Raw genomic sequence first — 18,468 nt, forward strand, 5'->3', positions numbered from 1 at the left:
AAGAGGACTATCCGGTGAAATAAAACGCCCTCCGGGACGTTTATAAAAACATTTTGGAAAAAGGAGAAGTCGGATTATATGGAAAAACAAATACTCAGTGGGAACGAGGCGGTGGCCAGGGGCGCATACGAAGCCGGCTGCGCGGTAGCGGCAGCTTACCCGGGCACCCCCAGCACGGAAATCCTCGAGAATGTAGCCTTATACAAAGACGACATCTATTGCCAGTGGGCGTGCAATGAAAAGGTGGCAACAGAGATCGCTTCCGGCGCGGCCATCGGCGGGGCACGGGCATTGGCCGCCATGAAGCACGTGGGCATGAACGTAGCCGCCGACCCCATCTTCAGCATGGCCTATGCCGGCGTCAACGGCGGGCTGGTAGTGGTCAGCGCCGATGACCCGGGCTGCCACAGCTCGCAGAACGAGCAGGACAACCGCCTGTTCGCCCCGCACGCCAAAATTGGCCTGCTGGAGCCTTCCGATTCGCAGGAGTGCAAGGATTTCACCAAACTGGGTTTCGAATTGAGCGAACGCTTCGACGTGCCCATGCTGCTGCGCATGACCACGCGCATCTGCCATTCCAAAGGCCTGGTGGAATTGCAGGAACGCGAAGACGTCCCGGTCAAAAAATACTATCGCGATATCAAGAAATTCGCCTTGCTGCCCTCCACCGCGCGCAACCGCCACGTGGCCCGTGAGGAATTGCTGATCGAAATGGAAGCATACGCCAACGACTGCCCGATAAACTACGCGGAATATAATCCAGGCGCCAGCGCGGGTGTCATCACCAGCGGTATCTCTTACCAGTACGCCCGTGAGATTTTCGGCGAGGACGTTTCGTATCTCAAACTGGGTTTAACCTATCCGCTGCCGCGCAAGCTCATCACGGAATTCGCGCAGAAGTTCGAGACCCTGTACGTGATCGAAGAGAACGACCCGTATTTGGAGAATGCCATCCGGGCGCTGGGTTTCACCAACGTGATCGGCAAGGAACGCATTCCGATCTGCGGCGAACTCAACACCCAAATCGTGCGCGAAGCGTTGTTAGGAATCCCTGCGGAACCGGCTTACCGGGTGGAATTGGAAGCGCCTGCCCGCCCGCCGGTGATGTGCGCCGGCTGCGGCCACCGCGGCTTTTTCTACGCGCTCAGCCGCAAACTGAAGCGCTTCGTGCCCGTGGGCGATATTGGCTGCTACGGACTGGGCGCCAACCCGCCCCTGAGCGCCTCAGATTACTCGCTGTGCATGGGCGCCGGATTGTCCTCCACCATCGGCCTGTCCAAGGCGCTGGCGCTGCAGGGCGATTCGCGCAAAGTGCTGGGTATGGTAGGCGATTCCACCTTCTTCCATTCCGGCCTGAACTCGCTGATCGACGTGGTCAGCTCCAATGCCAACGTGGTGGCCTGCGTGCTCAACAACCATATCACCGCCATGACCGGCCACCAGCAGAACCCCGGCACCGAAATCAACCTGATGGGCGAACCCAATCACATGATCGACCTGGTCAAGCTGATCAAAGCCACCGACATCGGCGATGATCGCATTCGTGTGGTCGACCCGCTGGATTACCAGGCTGTCAACGCCGCGCTGGACGAAGCCGCAGAAATCGAAGGGCCTTTCGTGATCGTCACCAACCGCCCCTGCGCTCTGCTCAAAGAAGTCGCGCGCGCCAACGCCGGCAAGTACTGTGAAGTGGACGAGGAGAAATGCCGCGGCTGCAAGAAATGCCTGCAGATCGCCTGCCCGGCCATCTCCTTTGCAGACGGCAAAGCCGTCATCGCCCAGGATACCTGCAACGGCTGCGGGCTGTGCATGCAGATGTGCAATTTCGACGTAATTTCCAAGGTAGGTGAATAATGACAATCAAGAGTATCCTTCTGGTGGGTGTCGGCGGCCAGGGCACCATCCTGATCTCCAAGATCATCACGGCCGGTTTGGCCGAGATGGGCTACGACGTCAAAATGAGCGAGATCCACGGCATGAGCCAACGCGGCGGCAGCGTGACCACACAGATCAAATATGGCGAAAAAGTCTATTCTCCCAACCTGGGTATCGGCGAAGCCGACCTGATCGTATCCTTCGAGAAAGTAGAAGCCCTGCGCGCGCTGCCCTACCTGAAAGCGGGCGGCTCACTCATCATGGACGACCGCGAAATTTATCCCATGCCGGTGCTGACCGGCGACGCGGTTTATCCACACGAAGCTTATGACAGGTTGAAGGCTGAAGTGCCCTCGGTTAAGTTAATCCGGGCCGCGGAAACCGCGCAGTCATTGGGAAACATGCGCGCGCAAAATATTGTGCTGTTGAGCGCCATGGTCAAGCTGCTGGGGTTGGATAATAAGATCGATTGGAAAAAAGTCGTGGCCGAAAACGTGCCGGAAAAATCCAGGGAGATGAACCTGGCGGCTTTTGACGCCGGTTCCGCCATGCTGGAGGCGTAGGCAGGTGTACCGGGATTTCTCCGAGATCGTAGAGAAAGCGCGTGCCGCGCAGACGCGCAGTGTGCTGGCGGTAGCCGGGGCGCAGGATGCGCACGTCATTGAAGCGGTGTTGAAGGCTCACGAGGAAGGCATTGCGGACGCTGTGCTGGTGGGCGGCGCGCCGGAAATCCACGAGCTAATCCGCGGCCAGGGCGGCGATCCGGCCGATTTCGAGATCGTGGCGGCCGACTCGGCCGAAAGCGCCGGGCAGCAAGCTGTCGATCTGGTCAAAGCCAAGCGGGCCAACATCCTGATGAAAGGCATCATAGAAACGCGCGACCTGCTCAAACCGGTGGTGGATAAAGCGAACAATTTGCACACCGGGCGCGTCATGTCGCACATGGCTTTCAACAAACTGCCCAATTACCCCAAGCTGATCGTCAACACGGACGGCGGCATGGTGGTTTACCCCAGCCTGGAAGATAAAAAGAACATCATCATCAACGCCGTCACGACCCTGCACGCCATGGGCTACACTTGTCCCAAGGTGGCCGTGCTGGCCGGCGTTGAAAAGGTCAACCCAAAGATGATTGAAACCGTGGAAGCCGACCAACTCAAGCAGATGAACCTGAACGGCGAGATCCCTGATTGCATCGTGGAAGGGCCGCTGTCCTACGACATCGCCATGGACGCCGAGATTGCGCGTTATAAGGGCAGCGACTGCCCGCACAGCGGCGACTTTGACGTGCTGCTGGTACCCAACCTGGCAGCCGGCAACATTCTGGGAAAATCCTGGAGTGTGACGGCTAAATCGGTCATGGCCGGCATTATCGTGGGCGCCAAAGTGCCTGTGATCATCGTCTCGCGCGGCTCCGGCAGCGAAGAGAAATTCCTCTCCATCGCACTGGCCGCAGTGGCAGCTGAACATAACCAGGTGGACTGATATGGCTCAAGACAAAATCCTGGTGATTAATCCCGGTTCCACCTCGACCAAGATTGCGCTGTATACCGGCAGTCAGCCTTTATGGCAGGAAAACATCGAACATTTGGCGGCTGAATTATCCTCTTTCAAAGCCATCTCCGAACAGCTGCCCATGCGTCTGGCACTGGTGCGTGAGACGCTGCAGCGCAAAGGGCTGGCGCTGGACGAGCTGGCGGCCATTGCCGCGCGCGGCGGACTGCTGCCGCCTCTGGCAGCCGGCGCTTACGAAGTAACCCCGTATATGCTTGAAGTGCTGGAGAAGCGCCCGGTCAACCAGCACGCTTCCAACCTGGCAGCCGGTATCGCCTACGCTATTGCCCAGCCGCTGGGCATCAAGGCTTACGTTTACGACCCCGTCACGGTGGACGAAATGATTGAACTGGTACGCATCACCGGCCTGAAGGGCATCCGCCGCCACGGGCAGGGCCACAACCTGAACATGCGCGCGGCCGCCCTGCGTTACTGCGCGGATAAGCGCATCGATTACCGCCAGGTCAACCTGATCGTCACCCACCTGGGCGGCGGCATCACGCTCAGCCTGCACGCCCACGGACGCATTATCGATATGGTCTCGGACGATGAGGGGCCTTTCTCCCCCGAACGCGCCGGCGCCCTGCCCAATTACAAACTGCTCAAGCAGGTATTTGAGAGCGGCGCAGCTTACCCGGAAATCATGAAGCAATTGCAGCGCAAGGGCGGCTTGATGTCGCATTTCGGCACAGCCGATGTGCGCGCCGTGCAGGAGCTGGCTAATACGGGTGACGCGCAGGCCGCGCTGGTGCTGGAAGCCATGGCGCTCAGTGTGGCGCAGAGCATTGCACGGCTGGCCGTGGACGTCAACGGGCAGGTGGACGCCATCATCCTGACCGGCGGTATCGCCCATTCCGCGGAATTTACCGGCAGCATTGAGGAACGCATAAAATTCATCGCCCCGGTGACGATCATTCCTGGTGAGAACGAGATGCAAGCCCTGGCCGAGGGTGTGGGGCGCGTGCTGCGTGGAGAAGAAACAGCCACAGTTTACAAAGCATAAACACGAGCTACCCCATGCGATCAACAGATAGCATGAATCCAGAGGCTGCCAGACCATCGGCCAACCTCTGTTCTTTTTCCCGCCGAACAATGAAGACTATAATTAATTTGAAAATAAGGGTGAAAATAATCAGCGGAAATAAAGAAAGGGTTATAAATGACAAACAAGGTCTTGGTAGCTTACGCGAGCAAGTATGGGTCAACACAGGAAGTAGCCGAAGCCATTGCGAAGATTATGCGAGAAAAAGGGCTGGATGTGAATCTGCAGCAAGCCAGCCAGGTGCGCTCCTTGGAAGAATACAGCGCGGTGGTCTTGGGTGCGCCCCTTTATCTCTACCGCTGGCACAAATACGCCATCCGCTTCCTGAACCGCCACGAAAAAGTGTTGAAGAGCATGCCGGCCGCGGTCTTCGCGGTTGGACCGTCCTTCAACGGGGATGAGAAAGAATGGCTGGAAACCCGCGACCAATTCAGGAAAGAACTGGCTAAGTTCCCTTGGTTTAAACCGATTGAATCCGAGGTTATGGGTGGAAAATTCGACCCCGCCAACCTGTCATTTCCGATTAAGTACTTCCTCAAGGATCTGCCGGCGGCCGACCTGCGCGATTGGGATGCCATCGCAGCCTGGGCGGCCGAAGTGGCCGATAAACTGCAAGACAGGTAATCCGGCTTCTCAGTTCAAAAGCAAAAATCCACTTATATAAAGTGGATTTTTGCTTTACGGACTTGCCCCCATTTTCCCCCCTTTTACATCGATATTTCGCAAAAAACCCTCAACATCGACATAAATCTCTCATAGAAACCACAAAACGGTCCAAAAACCGGGATTCGTCCCCACTAAACCATTTTTACAAGCTCTCCGCCGGCGGCTTTCCAGCCAGGCGATCTTCCAGCTCCCGGGTCAAGACCCGCAGGATGGTATCCACCACGCCCGGGCGCGCACCGAACATCAATTTCTGCCCGACCGCGTTTAACGGAAAAGCGAAGATGTCCATTTGCGTGCTATTGTCTTCCGCAGGTGTGAATTGGATCTCCAGTTGGCTACGATCCCCCAGGTAATTGCCAAAAAGTTTTTTATCCATCTGGGCGATCAATTTGGCGTTCTTCTCGTCCTTATTGACCACTTTGCCGCCCATATGTTGGACGCTGCTAATGGCGGTCGCAATGACTTTTTCCATGGGATAAGAGAAAGATGTGGATGATTTCTGTTCGTAGGGCATATTACTCCTCGCTGATTACAACCTGTTCAATTAACGCTTGCACTTGCGCGCGGGTCGGCATGCCCGTGCCCGGTAAGGCTGCCGCCGCGGAACCGGCCGCCAACCCCCATCGGTAAGCTTCCGGCAGGGTCGTACCACGGCTGAGCTGGTCCACCACAGCGCCCAGCATGGCGTCTCCAGCGCCGGTTGGATTCTTTTCCTCGATCTTGGGCGGCTGCCCGGACCACACGCGCAGCCCGTCACTGCAGATACTCATTCCGCCGCCGGCCGAAAGGATAATGTTTTTCACGCCCAACTTGTGCACGCTATTGATCGCCCGGTGGATACCGGCCGCATCCCCAACGTCCAGGTCGGTGATTTGTGCGATTTCCTCAAGGTTCGGCTTGACCAGGAACGGTTCGGCCGCGCAGCCCAGGCGGAAAGCTTCACCGCTGGAATCCAGCACCGCCCAGGCGCCTCCCCGGCGGATCAGTGCGATCAGGCGGGCGTAAATATCGGCCGGCACGCCGCGCGGCAAGCTGCCCGCCAGCACCCACCAGTCATCCGGCTGCACCAACCCCTCAACCTTGTGCAGAAGTTCTTCCACTTCAGGTTCGGAAACCTGCGGACCGGCTTCGTTGACCTTGTAATAGGCGCTGTCCTTATCATTGACAATGCTGATGTTGGTGCGCGTTTCCTCGCTTACCCGCACAAAATCGGTGGGGATGCCGGTGCTTTCCAGTCCTTCGCGTAGCACCTGTCCGGTATGCCCGCCGATAAAGCCCAGCGCGGCGCACTGCGAACCCAGCGCAGTAATCATGCGCGCAATATTGAAGCCTTTTCCGCCGAAATCAACCTTCACGGAAGCGGCTCGCAGCACGGTATTCGACAGCAGTTCCGCTACGTGATATTCCTTATCCAGAGCCGGGTTTAAAGTTACCGTGTAGATCATGCTTTGCTTTCCTTGTGATCCTGCCACTGCCAGGCCAGCAAAAGGCCCAGAAGAGCGCCGGCCAGCGTGCATTCCACGATCATCAGCGCGCGCCCGCCGGCGTTCAGGGCCAATTGGCGCAGCGCCAATGAGAGCATAAAGATCATAAAAGATGCGGTTGTCACCACAAAATCCTTTAGTATTTTCAGGAAAGGAAAGCCCTTCTTCCATGAACGCAGGGCTACCGTTACCAAAGCCGCCAGGACGGCCAGTTCCGCCGCGATTTGCATATCGGCCGCGCCGCTCGCGCGGTAGAAAACAGCGTTATACAAGCCCAGTAGCGCACCCAACAAGGTATATTGGACAAAACGATTGGGTTGGGTAGACTGCGTTCTCTTTTTCAAGCCGCGCTCCCCGGCCATAGTTCTTCGATCAGGGCTTGCTCGGCCGCAAGCGTCCACAGAGCATTTTCACCCAGTTTTTCCGCCACCCTGGGGTAATAGCTGCTTAATTCTTCCAATCCCAACAGGGGTAGGTCATTGAGCTGCGGGAAAATGATGATCTTGCCGGCGTACGTGCCATTGATGAGCGCCTCCAACCCCTTCTGCGCCACGCCCATGCCGCCGATGGCAGCCACCGAGCGGTTGGGGTTCAGGTCGCCTTCCAGTGTCTTGCGCAGGATGACCTCCTGGTCCAGCAGGCTGGAACCGGAGGTACCGGTGATCTGCTGGTTGCCCAGGTAAACCGGGCTGAGATCCACATCGATGTACGTGCCGTTGGGCACGCCTGCAAAACACACCAGCATACCGTCGGGCTTCAACAGCCGCGCCGATTCGGCCATTAACTGTGCCACCGGCACGCAGATGACCGCGTCATCCACCAAATCCTCGCCGGTTACATCCTTAATAAATTCCCCCAATGATTGATCAGTCTCGGATGGATTGAACAGTTTAAAAATCTTGCCTTTGGCTTTTGCCAGCGGTTCCATGGCCCGCAGCAACACATCCGCGCGTTCCTTTTTTAATTCCGATGCGATGATGACAGCCGGGCCGTCTTTCTTTTCGATAGCCCGCTGAACGTGCATCTGCCCCATCGGCCCGCCCGCACCGACAAAAAGGGCGCAGCCGCCCGGGCGCAATTCGCAGCGGTTGCGCGCTTCGCCGTAGGAAGCCGAAATGTCCGTGGTTTTATTGCCAACGTAAGCCGTGTAATGGTAATGGATACGCCCGGCATCGATCTGCGCGTCGCCCTCCAGAGGCCGGTCGCTCACAATGTTGAGCATACCGCGGAAGGCGATCAGTTTGGCAATCTCGCCTACCAGCTCGCCGGATTGAGGCGCCAACAAAATGATGTCGTCAAATCCTTTGCCGTCTGTCTCTTTTGTTGAGAAGTCCGCAAAATCCGCTGTTGTCATGGTGTCTGTTTTCACGATGCGGGCACCTTGAGCGGCATTTGCGCGCACAATCTTCTCCAGGCCGGCGGATACCTCTGTCAGGTAGATCAACGCGGGAGCGTCCAGCCCGGCTTCAAAAGTATATTCCCTTTGATCCCGGGCATTTCCCACAATCCACATGACACCCCCCTCCTTGGGTTCCAGCCGCCGCCGCTGGGTGTACGCCGCGTCCACGCAGGCCCACGGTTCGGTCAGGGCCGCTTCCGCGTAACCGACATGTTCGTCCAGCGGGATCACGTAAGCGCCGTCATCGGCATCCAGTACTTCCGGCCCGATCAGGTGGAACTGGATCAGACCGCCGGAGATGGTATAGCCGTAGGCCGTGCTGCGCTGGTTGTGATAGATATCCGGCTGCACCGCCAGGCGTTGGCCCGGCCGGTACTTGCCCGCCAAATCTTTGCCCACTTTTATCACGGTCAAAGCTACTTCGTGGCCGACGCGCGTGGGCTCTTTAGCCAGGTCGCGCCCGTACAGCTTGGGGTGATCGCCGCCCAGACGGATCAGCTTCACGTCCGAATAGCACAACCCCACCGCGTCCACACGCACCAGCAGCTGGTCGCCGCCGGGCTGCGGCACCGGGAAGCGCTCCGGCTTACCGTCTTTGCCGATGTTCTGCGTGCCCGCACCGTACAGGTTCCAAGCCAGGGTGGTCTCCGGCACGTTCAGGTCATTCTGATATGCTTGAAATTTCGAATTGTTCATGCTCCATTACTTTCCCATCGCGGTCGCTATGCGCAGCGTTCGCCGCGAATTCAATCTTCCAATAAACCCTGCTCGAGGCAGTCTTTCAATGCTGTGAAAGCGGCTTCCTCGTCCTCCCCCTGCACCTCAATGCGGATATGCGCGCCGCTTTCAGCACCCAACGTCAAAAGCGAGATCATGCTCTTGCCGTTGGCCTGCTTGTCCAGATAAAATACCCGGACATCCGCGCTGAATTGTTTGGCCATATTCACAAAGTTCTTCGCGGGGCGCGCGTGCAAACCGCTTTGATTATTTAAATTGATATCAAACGCTTTCATGCAACATCCTGTCATAGCCGCGGGCTGCAAGTCCTTGCACCGCGGCCGATCTTTAGTTTTCTTTATTGAGATAATCCAAAATTACATTCACGTCATCCGTGGTCTTCATCTGCTCCGCGACTGCTTCATCGTCGATGACTTCCGCCAGGTTGCCCAATACGGCCACGTGCTCGTCGCGCAGGGCGGCGATGCCGATGATTAAATATGCCCTCTCTCCCGGCTCCCACTCAATCCCGTCCGGAATTTGCAGCACGGAAATGCCGGTGCGCAAAATATCCCCGCGGTTGTCAAATTGGCCGTGCGGGATGGCCACGCCATTTCCCAGGTAAGTGGACATGATTTCTTCACGGGCCAGCATACCTTCCACGTATTGAGGCACCACGCAGCCTACATCCACAAGCAATTTTCCGCACTGCTGAATGGCGTCGCGTTTGCTTGCCGCAACCGCATTCAGGCAGATACTTTCCTTTGAGAGAATGCTCATGGTTAGCCTACGTTGCCGGTGATCACTTCCTTTGCAACAAAGGCCGCGACTACCTCATCGAAGATGGGATCATTCAGAAATTGGTTGAAAGCCAAAACGACCGCATTGGGCGCTTTGGCAACGGCAACTTTGGAAAGCCCTCTGTGGACGATCACCAGCTGCGCGGTCTCAGGAATATTGCGGGCGGCTACATGCACCACATCCACGCCCTGCACATCCGCTTTTTTCAGTTTTTTCTTGAGCGAACTTACGCTCATCACGCTCGAACCCATGCCCGCTTCACAGGCAAAGATGATCATTTTTACATCTGCGCTATTAATAGATTTTGCCATTCTACGCTTCCATTTCCAAACTTGAGGAAAGGCTTCATTTATAAACTTCGAAACCTTTCCTCTTTGATATTACGTGATTATCAGGACAAGCCGGGAACGCCGCCCATATCGTCGGCTTCTTCGGTCATTTCCTTTTCCGGTACAGGGTTCACCCGCAGGATGAAAGCACCCACCAGGAAAGCCGCAACTGTTCCGATCAACACGCCCGTCAAGACGGCGAAGTGTTGGCCTTTGGGAATCACAGCCAGGTAAGCGAAGATGGAACCGGGCGAAGGTGTTGCCACCAAACCCGCATTGGTGATCGTGAACCACAGGTCGGCGGCGAAACCGCCGGCGATGGTCGACAAAATCATGATGGGGTGTGCCAGGATGAAGGGGAAGTAAATCTCGTGGATTCCACCTAAAAAGTGTATAATCATTGCGCCCGGTGCTGACTCTTTTAACAGACCTTTACCGGCAACGTAATAGGCTAGTAAGAGACCAAGGCCGGGCCCTGGATTCGTTTCCAACAGGAAGTGAATCGCTCTCCCTGTTTTTTCCGCAGCGGCGACTCCCAAGGGAGCCAAAACCCCATGATTCAGCGCATTGTTCATGAACAGCACTTTGGCCGGTTCGATGATAAGCGCCATCAACGGCAGCAGTTTGGCTTTCGCCATCGCATCTACTACACTGCCAGCCGCATTGCTGACACTTACGACGACAGGTCCGATCAGGACATTGCCCAGGAGTACCAGCAACATGCCCAGGATACCGGCTGAGAAGTTGTTGATGAGCATTTCAAAACCGACAGGAATCTTATCTTCCAATACATCATCAATCACTTTGATCAACCAACCGCCCAACGGGCCCATGAGCATCGCGCCCAGGAACATGGGCACATCGGAACCCACAACTACGCCCATGGTTGCGATAGCGCCGACAACGCCGCCGCGCGTACCATGCACCATTTTGCCGCCGGTGTAACCGATCAGAATGGGCAGCAAGTAGCTGAGAATTGGGCTCACATTCGCGGCGAACTTTTCATTTGGCGTCCAGCCGGTCGTGATGAAGAAGGCGGTGATCAACCCCCAGGCAATAAACGCACCCATGTTGGGGATGATCATTCCAGCCATAAATCCCCCTACCCTTTGAATCTTTTCTTTCATATTTCTACTCCTTTTCCAAATTGTTTTTTATTTTTGCTCGATACTTACTTCATATCGCAGGCGCTGTCGGACACCTGCAAATACTTCAACCTAAAAATGCCGTGATGGCATCGATATCACATTGAAGCAGCTGCGGGGAAACCTGGATGATGGGCTTATCCTTGCCAAAATCCTCCGTCAGCGGCATCAGTGTGATGATCAAATCGGCCGTGGCCACCTTTTCCGCGTCCAATTCGCGGAAGGACACCACGGTTAACTTTCCTAAATGGGGAAAACGGGTTTTTAAACGCGCGGTCAGCAGCTGGGCGGTGGCCATGCCGCTGGGGCAGACCAGCAGCACGTTGCTGAACTGGTACGAGCGCAGGCGGATATAGGCTGCCCGCAGGAAAGCCACCAGCATGCGTTTGTCTTCTTCTTCCAGCGTTATGGACGTACGCGCGTGGATAATTTCAGCCAGACGCTCCACCAGGGTAAATTCATCCTGACACTCGTCGATGGTGGATAAATCCACTCCGGCTTTGGGAAACCATAACCCGTAGGCGTGTTGATTGAAGACCGGGATTAAATAATTAATAATGCCTTCGCGCAAAGTTGGATCTTCAGTCAGTCCGTCGATGTTGTATAAAGAATTGATGGCAACCAGCAGTTCTTCAAAAAGGTCCTTATACCCGTCCGCCTTCTCCAAATCGCTGACCCAATTTTCCAACAAAGGCGAGGAGAAGATGTGCATGACCACGTAAGCGATATCGCCCTTCTTCCACAAAGGCGCCTCATACGTATCCAGGTTGGTAACCATTTTCTCGGCCGCTTTCCATTCCAGCGTGTTGCTGAATTTAGACAGTTCGCTTTCGCTCACCTGGATATGCTCGCCCATTTTGATGCGGGCCAGCAGGATGGAAAAGACCAGCGCCAGATACAAAACAGCCTCGTCCGTGAAACGCCCGCCCAGCGAATCTTCAATGAAAATGACTTTGTTGAAGATCCTCTTCATGTTGAACAGGTGCATGAAATCGTCAATATCTCTAACCAGAGGGGTGCTTTGAACATCCTCGACCAGCGTAAAAGTCAATCCTTTTTGGTAGGAGACTTCGAAAACGGAAGGATGGAAGGGGCTCTTGCCCCAGATTAAAGCTAACAGCACCTGCTGGCGCTGTTTTTCCGTGCTGTTGATGCAAATGCCGTAATTCTGCTTGCGTTCCAGTACGATGCCCCATTCCTTCAGCCATTTCTCCACTTCAACAAGGTCGCTGATGACTGTCGAGCGGGAAATTTTCAGGTGCAGGCTGATTTGAGTGAGAAGGACCGGTTCAGTTTCGATCAGGAGCAAGAAGCAGATCAATTGCTGGCGCTGTTCAGGAGTAAGCACCAACTGGACATTGTCGCTTTTTTCCAGTTCAGCGACCAAAGAGGTTTTTTTTTCGGGTTGGCACTTCAGCGCGACCCCCAGCCCGGGGGTGGATTGCAGGGCTACGTTTTCCTGTTTCAACCAACTGCGCACGCCGCGCATGCTGTAATTGACCTGGCGCGCGGTCAAATGGATCTCTTCGGCCAGATCGGCAGTGCGAATGGGCTTGTCCGTGTTCAACAAGATTCTCAGGATATCGCGTTGGCGTGTGGTTAGTGCAACCATTCCCTCTTCTTTGTGACAATACGGTTAGTTTATATTTGTTATTATATAATCCCCGAACCGCGAAAAAACGGCCAATAAATACGCCTTTTTGCTTATGAGTAATTACAAATTCAGTACAATTCTTAGCACGGAATGCTTATTGACGTTGCGTTAAAGTCAGCCAAATCAGCTTTTGCGCGTATCCCCCCTTTTCACCACGTCTGAATTGAACCGGGAAAGATATAATTCCATATCTTAATCAGATTGATACCTTATGGACAATTCACCGCAAATCCTCACCTCCGCAACCTATCGCCGTTTCGTGCTGGGCGCGCAGGGCTTGTGGCCGGCGCGGCGCTGGGCCGGCAAAGACGGCACAGCACAAGCCATCCGCGCGGCCGAGGCCGTTCAGGTCGACCCGGTGGCGGTGGTGGCGCAGAGCCACGACATTGCGCTGTGGGGGCGCGTACGCGGTTACAGCCCGCAACTGCTGCAGGAGCTGGTCTACAGCGAACGGCAGTTCTTCGATTACGGCAGCACCCTGCTAATCTACCCCATCGAGGAGTTCCCCTACTGGCACAGACGCATGCTGCGCCGCCAGCAGCGGCCTGCGATGGTGGAATACTTCGAAGCCAACGCGGCGCTTCTGGAACAGGTGCGCGCAGAGATCCGCGCGCGCGGGCCACTGCGTTCGCGCGACCTGCAGGGCGAAAAGGTTTACCGCTACCGCTCCACGAAGGACAGTGGGGTGGCCATGTACAACCTGTGGCTGACCGGTGAGCTGACCATCCACTCACGCATCGGACGCGACCGCGTGTATGACTTCACCGACAAACTGATCCCCAAAAAGTGGCTGAGCACCGCCGCGAAAGAGGAGACGGACGCCTTTTTCCTGCACAAGGCGCTGGCGCAGCACGGCCTGAGCACACGGCGCGAGTTCACCCGCATCCTCAAGGCACTGAATGAGCACACACCCGGCGATGAAGAAATCCAGGCGAAAATAGATGATTTGCTGAACGAGGACACACTGCGCGCCGCACAGTTGGAAGGCAGCCGCGAAACGCTTTACTACCTGCCCGATAGCCAGCCGCTGCTGGACGAGTTGAGCGCCGGGCGCGTACCGGCGGAATGGGCACTGTTGGAAGATAAGCAAGAAGAAGTGATCTTCCTGGCACCCCTGGAATTCGTCAGCGCACGCGGGCGCGCCAAAGGCATCTTCCAGTTCGAGTACACCTGGGAGATATACAAGCCGGCGCATACACGCGTTTATGGGCCTTACACCCTGCCCATGCTGTACGGCGACCGGCTGGTCGGGCGCATGGACGCCAAACTCGACCGGCCCAACCGCACCCTGATCGTCAACGGACTGTGGCTGGAAGAAGGTTTTCACGCGGACGCGGCTTACCAGGCCGCTTTCGAGCGCGGGTTGGCGCATTTCGCGAGGTTTTTAGGGGCGGAGAGAGTAGACAAAAATAAATAGAACTTCCTGATTTAGGAAGTTCTTTAGCTGTATCAAATTATCGCCACGCGCACCCTTAAGGGGGCGAGCGAATGGGTGACCTACGCCTTATGACTTATGCCTGGTCCAGTTTTCACAGCACGTGCAACGCTTCGCTGTCCATGCGCGCCAGGGTTTTTCAACGCATGCCTGTAATGACACTTCACTAAAAAATGCTTTAACCTTTTAAGACTTGCTTTTCATTTATGATTTCCTCAATTCAGAAAACTAAATTATCACAACATTGTTTGTTGTGAAGCAAATGCTTGCCACTGTATTCGATACGCTGTTTTTTCTTCATCTGTGAGAAAGCTCGCTTCAAGGGCATTCAAGTTAAGTTGCCATAACTCATCCCAACCAAATCCCTGGCGCGCCAACAGGAGATATTCGCTGGAAAGGTCCGTTGAAAACATAGGGGGATCATCCGAATTTACAGTAACATATACCCCTTGATCCATAAGAGCCCGAATAGGATGAGGTTGATCCAGAGGAACCACCTTTAAACGATAGTTGCTATAAGGGCATATTTCCAGCGGGATGTGAATTTGAGCAAGATGCCTTACAAGCTGCAAATCTTCAACCGCACGTACGCCGTGCCCGATCCGTTCAGCTCGCAGAGAGCGTATTGCACCCCAGATACTTTGCGGGCCCCCATTTTCACCAGCATGTGCCACTACATGCAATCCATGCCGGCGAGCTTCTTCAAACACATCCTTAAATAATTCGGGTGGAAATCCAACTTCCTTTCCTCCCAATCCAAGGCCAATAAAGATTCCCTGATCCCGCCCCGCCAACACAAAATCAAGAACCTGAAAACGCGTCTCGGGAGTATGCCGGGTGATATCAGGAATGAAACGAGCCCGAACGCCATAATATTCCTCTCCCTTTTCAAGTTCCTCTTTAAGCACCGTTATGACTTCTGTCTGTGGGAACTTATCCAACATCAATGATGCGCTTAAAAACACCTCACAGTATTTAACGTGATGCTCAGCCTGCCGCTCCAGAAAACGTTGGACCATATACGCAAAATCTTCAGGTGTCCGCATACATTCGGCAGCTAATTGGTAAATTTCGATAAAATGGTTGAAGTCGCGAAATGAATATGATGCCTGCCATGCTTCCGGGGACTTCTCCGGGAGAGAAATATGGTTTCGTTGAGCAAGTTCCCATACCGTAGCAGCGCTGGTTGCACCTTCCAGGTGAACGTGCAATTCAACTTTCGGCATCGCTCGCAAGCGATCCATTAATTCGGTTGAGATATTGGTGTTGCTGAAAATTGAGTTCATTAGGTCGCTTTCTTTATTGGGAGAATTGTCGTGCATTGATCACGGTAAGCAGACAGTGACAGAATTGTCATCGTATTCTGTACACCTTCCACAGTGTAAATTTGGTCAATAAACTCCTTGAGAACCGTTGGAGAAATGACATGTGTCTGCAATAATAAACACCATTCGCCAACCACACCATGACAGGACTCGATGATTACTCCGGAGGTGGATAACTTTAATAGACATGCAGCAGTATCATCCGATTTATTACGACTGGATACCCAGATGAAAACAGTCAGTGGATATCCAAGTGCCGCCCAATCAACCTGAGCATGATATCCGTAAATAACGCCCTGGTCTTCTAGTTGTTTGACTCGCTTATGAATTGTTGGCCGAGCTAAATTTACTGCTTGACCAATTAGTTCATGAGAAAGCCTACCCTTCTGTATCAAGAGCTGCAAGATTTCACGATTGATATCATCCATTTTTCATCCATCACTATTTACAAAGATGACCCGATCATAACAGTTTTTCTACGATAAGTCCATTTATTCATAATTATTTCGACGTATCGTCAATTTCAAATCAGAATACCGGCAAAAGGTCATTTCTTGCTTTGACGAGTTGTCAAAAAAAATGCCTGACCAAACAAGTAGTGCTAACGGTTATAAATCAATTTTCAGCGTCAAGCCTTATTTTTAGGTTTCATAGGATTTCAAAAAAGCCTACCGATCAGATTCGGCAGGCTCCTTGATAAATATCCAAATGGTGGGACACACCCTATTCCTGCTCCCACAGCATGTGCAGTGCTTCACTGCCCATGCGCGCCAAGGTCAGCACCACACCCGCTTCCATCTCCGAAGCCAGAATATTCATCCATTCCAGGTCACGGTAATGTTCCGTGACCTGGATTTATGCCTAAATTTTCAGTCCATCTCGTAAAAGAAAAACATTTTTGCTGGTCACGGTACCTTCAGGATTATCGTTCAATTTCCTGTGGTATTTCTCGGTTGCATGGGCAGTCAGCGAAAAGGTCAGCATTTTATCTCGAAGACTGATCTTCTCATTGACAGCCACCGCCAGGAAATCGGAAAAAGTAGGTTGTTTCTCCCAATAGGCGCTGGTTATGGAATATTTTATAAAATTGGAATAGGTCTCAATCGCGACCTCCGGCGGCGGGCTGGACTGCACATCAGGGTTCAAGAATGAAATCAAATTCTTATTTCCCGCAATTTGAGTCGTATTCACCCCGATAACAATCCTGGAGAACCTTTCTGTGCCCGGTGAGGTATGAAAATGAGAATCCTCAATCTTTAGCTCAAGCAGGAAAAAATATAGTTCAAATTTATTTCCCTCCGCTAATTCCAATTTTTGGATTTTCTTGATGAGCTGCTGCGTTTCCGCATCGGTATTTTTCTCCTGTGTGATATCCCGCAATTCATAATCAATGCCGAATAGTTGTTTTAATTTATTTGCCATTCTATATTTTCCTTTCGATATTAACGATCCATTTATGCGTCCGGATATGTATTTCCGAATCCACATCCGGCTTTACTGTGCGCATTCCCATAAAATTCTTTTAAATAACCGCATCCTGCTCGAGGAACCCGTTCTTCTCAGGATTCCAGTTAATCGCTCCATCTGCGCGAATAGCCGGCCTCGTTTTTTTGCGACGATCCTGATCCGCTGCCCGATTTTGAACTCGGACTCAAAGTCAATTAGGGGAATCAGCTTGACAGTTTATGCCTGAAAATAACAGGTATCATCGATCTCAGTATTGATATAACTTGCCCAGATAAAGAATCAGTCAGCAATGGTTTATTATTTTTTTCCTACCGATAAAGAAACGCCTGTAAATATCCAGCCCCCATAGCTTCATTATAGCCATTTTTTATAAACCAAAAGAAATCCGAAATTCAATAACAGGTTCAAGCGTGAATTTTGGGTTTTTTTCATGCTTTTTAAAGACATATCGAGCGAACGCAAAATAAACAGAACCGCCCAAACCGAGAAAAAGGTCGGGCGGTATCTCAATTTTTAGCGAATGAAAGTTGCCTGATTTTCGTCACGCACACCCCAAAGGGTGCGAGCGAATGTGTGACCTGCACCTTTTGACTTATGCCTGGTCCTGCTCCCACAGCATGTGCAGCGCTTCACTGCCCATGCGCGCCAGGGTAGTAACGGTATCTTCGGATGTATCGAAGTCCTTGGTGGGGTCGTACTCATTCTGGGCTTCCTCGGCATGCAGCATATTGATCACGGAAACGGCCATGCTGCCCGCGCGCAAGCCCCACAAGCGCGCCAGAGTCAGCACCACACCGGCTTCCATTTCCGAAGCCAGGATGTTCATGCGTTCCAGATCGCGGTAGTGTTCCTTCCAATCCGACTGCCAGTAATTATTGAAGGAAGCTTCCGGTTCCGGGTGGCGCGCGTACAGGCCGTCATGCGAGCGCGTGCAGCCGACGTGATGGCGGATGCCCAGCGCCTCGGCCGCGCGAATGCAGGCCTGCAGGACGGTATGGTCGGCCACGGCCGGGAACTCCAGCGGCGCGTAGGTGCGCGAGGTGCCGTCGTAGCGCGCCGCGCTGTCGAAGATGACCAGGTCGCCGTCCTTGACCTGAGGCTGGAAAGCGCCGCAGGTACCCACGCGCAGGAAGACGCGCGCGCCTACACGCGCCAGCTCTTCCATGGCGATGGCGGTGGATGCGCCGCCGATGCCGGTGCTGGTGCAGGCGATGGGCATGCCCTTATATGTGCCGCGATAGCTGACGTATTCCCGATTGCCGGCCATCTTTTCGGCCGAGTCCCACACAGCGGCGATGGCCTCCACACGGCCGGGGTCGCCCGGCAGCAGCACATAGGGCGCGCTTTCGCCTTCATCAAGTTGGATGTGATACTGTTTGGTCATAGGTCACCTGTAAGTTTATATTTTGATTCAATTATAGGGGAGAAAAGGTCATAAGAAAATCCGGCCGGCCCCTCCCCACCCTCCCCATCCCGTCTTCGCCGGGATAGGGAGGGAGTTGACGCCGAGATTACTCCCTCCAAGAGGGTGCTTCGCGAGCGCTTCATCGGGCTCAGAATGACAATAAAAAAACA

The 18,468-nt window shown here is 54.0% G+C and carries 20 protein-coding genes; 6 read left to right on the plus strand and 14 right to left on the minus strand.

What is annotated here, in order from left to right:
* Positions 1 to 78 precede the first annotated feature (78 nt).
* From iorA to Pelsub_RS14930, 5 genes are all read left to right on the plus strand, one after another.
* A complete protein-coding gene (gene iorA, locus Pelsub_RS14910; protein ID WP_116226081.1) occupies positions 79 to 1,854 on the plus strand; it encodes an indolepyruvate ferredoxin oxidoreductase subunit alpha in 1,776 nt (591 codons plus the stop codon).
* On the plus strand, positions 1,854 to 2,438 hold the full coding sequence (locus Pelsub_RS14915; RefSeq protein WP_116226082.1) for an indolepyruvate oxidoreductase subunit beta: 585 nt from the start codon (positions 1,854 to 1,856) through the stop codon (positions 2,436 to 2,438). Before iorA ends, Pelsub_RS14915 begins: the two co-directional genes overlap by 1 nt.
* Positions 2,439 to 2,442: 4 nt before the next feature.
* Complete coding sequence (locus tag Pelsub_RS14920; protein WP_116226083.1) at positions 2,443 to 3,360, plus strand: phosphate acyltransferase; 918 nt, start codon at positions 2,443 to 2,445, stop codon at positions 3,358 to 3,360.
* Position 3,361: 1 nt separating this feature from the next.
* A complete protein-coding gene (buk, locus tag Pelsub_RS14925) occupies positions 3,362 to 4,432 on the plus strand; it encodes a butyrate kinase (protein WP_116226084.1) in 1,071 nt (356 codons plus the stop codon).
* Between the two features lie 156 nt (positions 4,433 to 4,588).
* On the plus strand, positions 4,589 to 5,095 hold the full coding sequence (locus tag Pelsub_RS14930; RefSeq protein WP_116226085.1) for a flavodoxin domain-containing protein: 507 nt from the start codon (positions 4,589 to 4,591) through the stop codon (positions 5,093 to 5,095).
* Positions 5,096 to 5,279: 184 nt separating this feature from the next.
* Here Pelsub_RS14930 and Pelsub_RS14935 read toward each other — a convergent pair whose 3' ends face one another.
* The 9 genes from Pelsub_RS14935 to Pelsub_RS14970 form a co-directional block, all read right to left on the minus strand.
* Positions 5,280 to 5,651 (minus strand): hypothetical protein, encoded by a 372-nt coding sequence (locus Pelsub_RS14935; protein ID WP_116226086.1) that lies wholly within the window; start codon positions 5,649 to 5,651, stop codon positions 5,280 to 5,282.
* Between the two features lies 1 nt (position 5,652).
* A complete protein-coding gene (gene pfkB / locus Pelsub_RS14940; protein ID WP_158675150.1) occupies positions 5,653 to 6,582 on the minus strand; it encodes a 1-phosphofructokinase in 930 nt (309 codons plus the stop codon).
* The gene (locus Pelsub_RS15710) at positions 6,579 to 6,965 is read right to left on the minus strand and encodes a hypothetical protein (protein ID WP_158675151.1); all 387 of its coding nucleotides are present in this window, start codon (positions 6,963 to 6,965) and stop codon (positions 6,579 to 6,581) included. Before Pelsub_RS15710 ends, pfkB begins: the two co-directional genes overlap by 4 nt.
* The gene (locus tag Pelsub_RS14945) at positions 6,962 to 8,716 is read right to left on the minus strand and encodes an alcohol dehydrogenase catalytic domain-containing protein (RefSeq protein ID WP_116226088.1); all 1,755 of its coding nucleotides are present in this window, start codon (positions 8,714 to 8,716) and stop codon (positions 6,962 to 6,964) included. Before Pelsub_RS14945 ends, Pelsub_RS15710 begins: the two co-directional genes overlap by 4 nt.
* Positions 8,717 to 8,766: 50 nt before the next feature.
* Entirely contained in the window at positions 8,767 to 9,033 is a 267-nt protein-coding gene (locus tag Pelsub_RS14950) for an HPr family phosphocarrier protein (protein WP_116226089.1), read from the minus strand.
* Between the two features lie 52 nt (positions 9,034 to 9,085).
* On the minus strand, positions 9,086 to 9,517 hold the full coding sequence (locus Pelsub_RS14955; protein WP_116226090.1) for a PTS sugar transporter subunit IIA: 432 nt from the start codon (positions 9,515 to 9,517) through the stop codon (positions 9,086 to 9,088).
* 2 nt (positions 9,518 to 9,519) lie between these two features.
* Positions 9,520 to 9,849 (minus strand): hypothetical protein, encoded by a 330-nt coding sequence (locus Pelsub_RS14960; protein ID WP_116226091.1) that lies wholly within the window; start codon positions 9,847 to 9,849, stop codon positions 9,520 to 9,522.
* Positions 9,850 to 9,929: 80 nt separating this feature from the next.
* Positions 9,930 to 10,994, minus strand: a complete 1,065-nt coding sequence (locus Pelsub_RS14965) for a PTS mannitol transporter subunit IICB (protein ID WP_116226092.1) — start codon at positions 10,992 to 10,994, stop codon at positions 9,930 to 9,932.
* A gap of 85 nt (positions 10,995 to 11,079) precedes the next feature.
* Positions 11,080 to 12,624, minus strand: a complete 1,545-nt coding sequence (locus Pelsub_RS14970) for a BglG family transcription antiterminator (RefSeq protein ID WP_116226093.1) — start codon at positions 12,622 to 12,624, stop codon at positions 11,080 to 11,082.
* 253 nt (positions 12,625 to 12,877) lie between these two features.
* Here Pelsub_RS14970 and Pelsub_RS14975 point away from each other — a divergent pair, with 253 nt between their 5' ends.
* Positions 12,878 to 14,083 carry a winged helix-turn-helix domain-containing protein gene (locus Pelsub_RS14975; RefSeq protein WP_116226094.1) on the plus strand — a complete coding sequence of 402 codons (1,206 nt, stop codon included), beginning with the start codon at positions 12,878 to 12,880 and terminating at the stop codon, positions 14,081 to 14,083.
* Between the two features lie 254 nt (positions 14,084 to 14,337).
* On the opposite strand, the gene add is transcribed toward Pelsub_RS14975, so the two are convergent.
* The 5 genes from add to Pelsub_RS14995 form a co-directional block, all read right to left on the minus strand.
* A complete protein-coding gene (add, locus tag Pelsub_RS14980) occupies positions 14,338 to 15,387 on the minus strand; it encodes an adenosine deaminase (RefSeq protein WP_116226095.1) in 1,050 nt (349 codons plus the stop codon).
* Entirely contained in the window at positions 15,387 to 15,854 is a 468-nt protein-coding gene (locus Pelsub_RS14985) for an Lrp/AsnC family transcriptional regulator (protein ID WP_116226096.1), read from the minus strand. Before Pelsub_RS14985 ends, add begins: the two co-directional genes overlap by 1 nt.
* A gap of 295 nt (positions 15,855 to 16,149) precedes the next feature.
* Entirely contained in the window at positions 16,150 to 16,245 is a 96-nt protein-coding gene (locus Pelsub_RS15960) for a nucleoside phosphorylase (RefSeq protein ID WP_145986337.1), read from the minus strand.
* Between the two features lie 42 nt (positions 16,246 to 16,287).
* Positions 16,288 to 16,848, minus strand: a complete 561-nt coding sequence (locus Pelsub_RS14990; RefSeq protein ID WP_116226097.1) for a hypothetical protein — start codon at positions 16,846 to 16,848, stop codon at positions 16,288 to 16,290.
* Positions 16,849 to 17,485: 637 nt separating this feature from the next.
* Positions 17,486 to 18,277: a nucleoside phosphorylase gene (locus Pelsub_RS14995; RefSeq protein WP_116226098.1), complete on the minus strand. Its 792-nt coding sequence runs from the start codon at positions 18,275 to 18,277 to the stop codon at positions 17,486 to 17,488.
* Positions 18,278 to 18,468: the final 191 nt, after the last annotated feature.

Origin of the sequence: Pelolinea submarina (genome assembly GCF_003966975.1) — a bacterium.
Taxonomy (GTDB): Bacteria; Chloroflexota; Anaerolineae; order Anaerolineales; family Anaerolineaceae; genus Pelolinea; species Pelolinea submarina.

Bases quoted from the DNA above. Each gene is read 5' to 3' on its own strand.
- Pelsub_RS14930 (WP_116226085.1), top strand. From the start codon at position 4,589: ATGACAAACAAGGTCTTGGTAGCTTACGCGAGCAAGTATGGGTCAACA.
- Pelsub_RS14990 (WP_116226097.1), bottom strand. From the start codon at position 16,848: ATGGCAAATAAATTAAAACAACTATTCGGCATTGATTATGAATTGCGG.
- Pelsub_RS14945 (WP_116226088.1), bottom strand. From the start codon at position 8,716: ATGAACAATTCGAAATTTCAAGCATATCAGAATGACCTGAACGTGCCG.
- Pelsub_RS14915 (WP_116226082.1), top strand. From the start codon at position 1,854: ATGACAATCAAGAGTATCCTTCTGGTGGGTGTCGGCGGCCAGGGCACC.
- Pelsub_RS14960 (WP_116226091.1), bottom strand. From the start codon at position 9,849: ATGGCAAAATCTATTAATAGCGCAGATGTAAAAATGATCATCTTTGCC.
- Pelsub_RS14970 (WP_116226093.1), bottom strand. From the start codon at position 12,624: ATGGTTGCACTAACCACACGCCAACGCGATATCCTGAGAATCTTGTTG.
- Pelsub_RS14965 (WP_116226092.1), bottom strand. From the start codon at position 10,994: ATGAAAGAAAAGATTCAAAGGGTAGGGGGATTTATGGCTGGAATGATC.
- Pelsub_RS15960 (WP_145986337.1), bottom strand. From the start codon at position 16,245: ATGAATATTCTGGCTTCGGAGATGGAAGCGGGTGTGGTGCTGACCTTG.
- Pelsub_RS14935 (WP_116226086.1), bottom strand. From the start codon at position 5,651: ATGCCCTACGAACAGAAATCATCCACATCTTTCTCTTATCCCATGGAA.
- iorA (WP_116226081.1), top strand. From the start codon at position 79: ATGGAAAAACAAATACTCAGTGGGAACGAGGCGGTGGCCAGGGGCGCA.
- Pelsub_RS14950 (WP_116226089.1), bottom strand. From the start codon at position 9,033: ATGAAAGCGTTTGATATCAATTTAAATAATCAAAGCGGTTTGCACGCG.
- Pelsub_RS14985 (WP_116226096.1), bottom strand. From the start codon at position 15,854: ATGGATGATATCAATCGTGAAATCTTGCAGCTCTTGATACAGAAGGGT.
- add (WP_116226095.1), bottom strand. From the start codon at position 15,387: ATGAACTCAATTTTCAGCAACACCAATATCTCAACCGAATTAATGGAT.
- Pelsub_RS14975 (WP_116226094.1), top strand. From the start codon at position 12,878: ATGGACAATTCACCGCAAATCCTCACCTCCGCAACCTATCGCCGTTTC.
- Pelsub_RS14995 (WP_116226098.1), bottom strand. From the start codon at position 18,277: ATGACCAAACAGTATCACATCCAACTTGATGAAGGCGAAAGCGCGCCC.
- buk (WP_116226084.1), top strand. From the start codon at position 3,362: ATGGCTCAAGACAAAATCCTGGTGATTAATCCCGGTTCCACCTCGACC.
- pfkB (WP_158675150.1), bottom strand. From the start codon at position 6,582: ATGATCTACACGGTAACTTTAAACCCGGCTCTGGATAAGGAATATCAC.
- Pelsub_RS14955 (WP_116226090.1), bottom strand. From the start codon at position 9,517: ATGAGCATTCTCTCAAAGGAAAGTATCTGCCTGAATGCGGTTGCGGCA.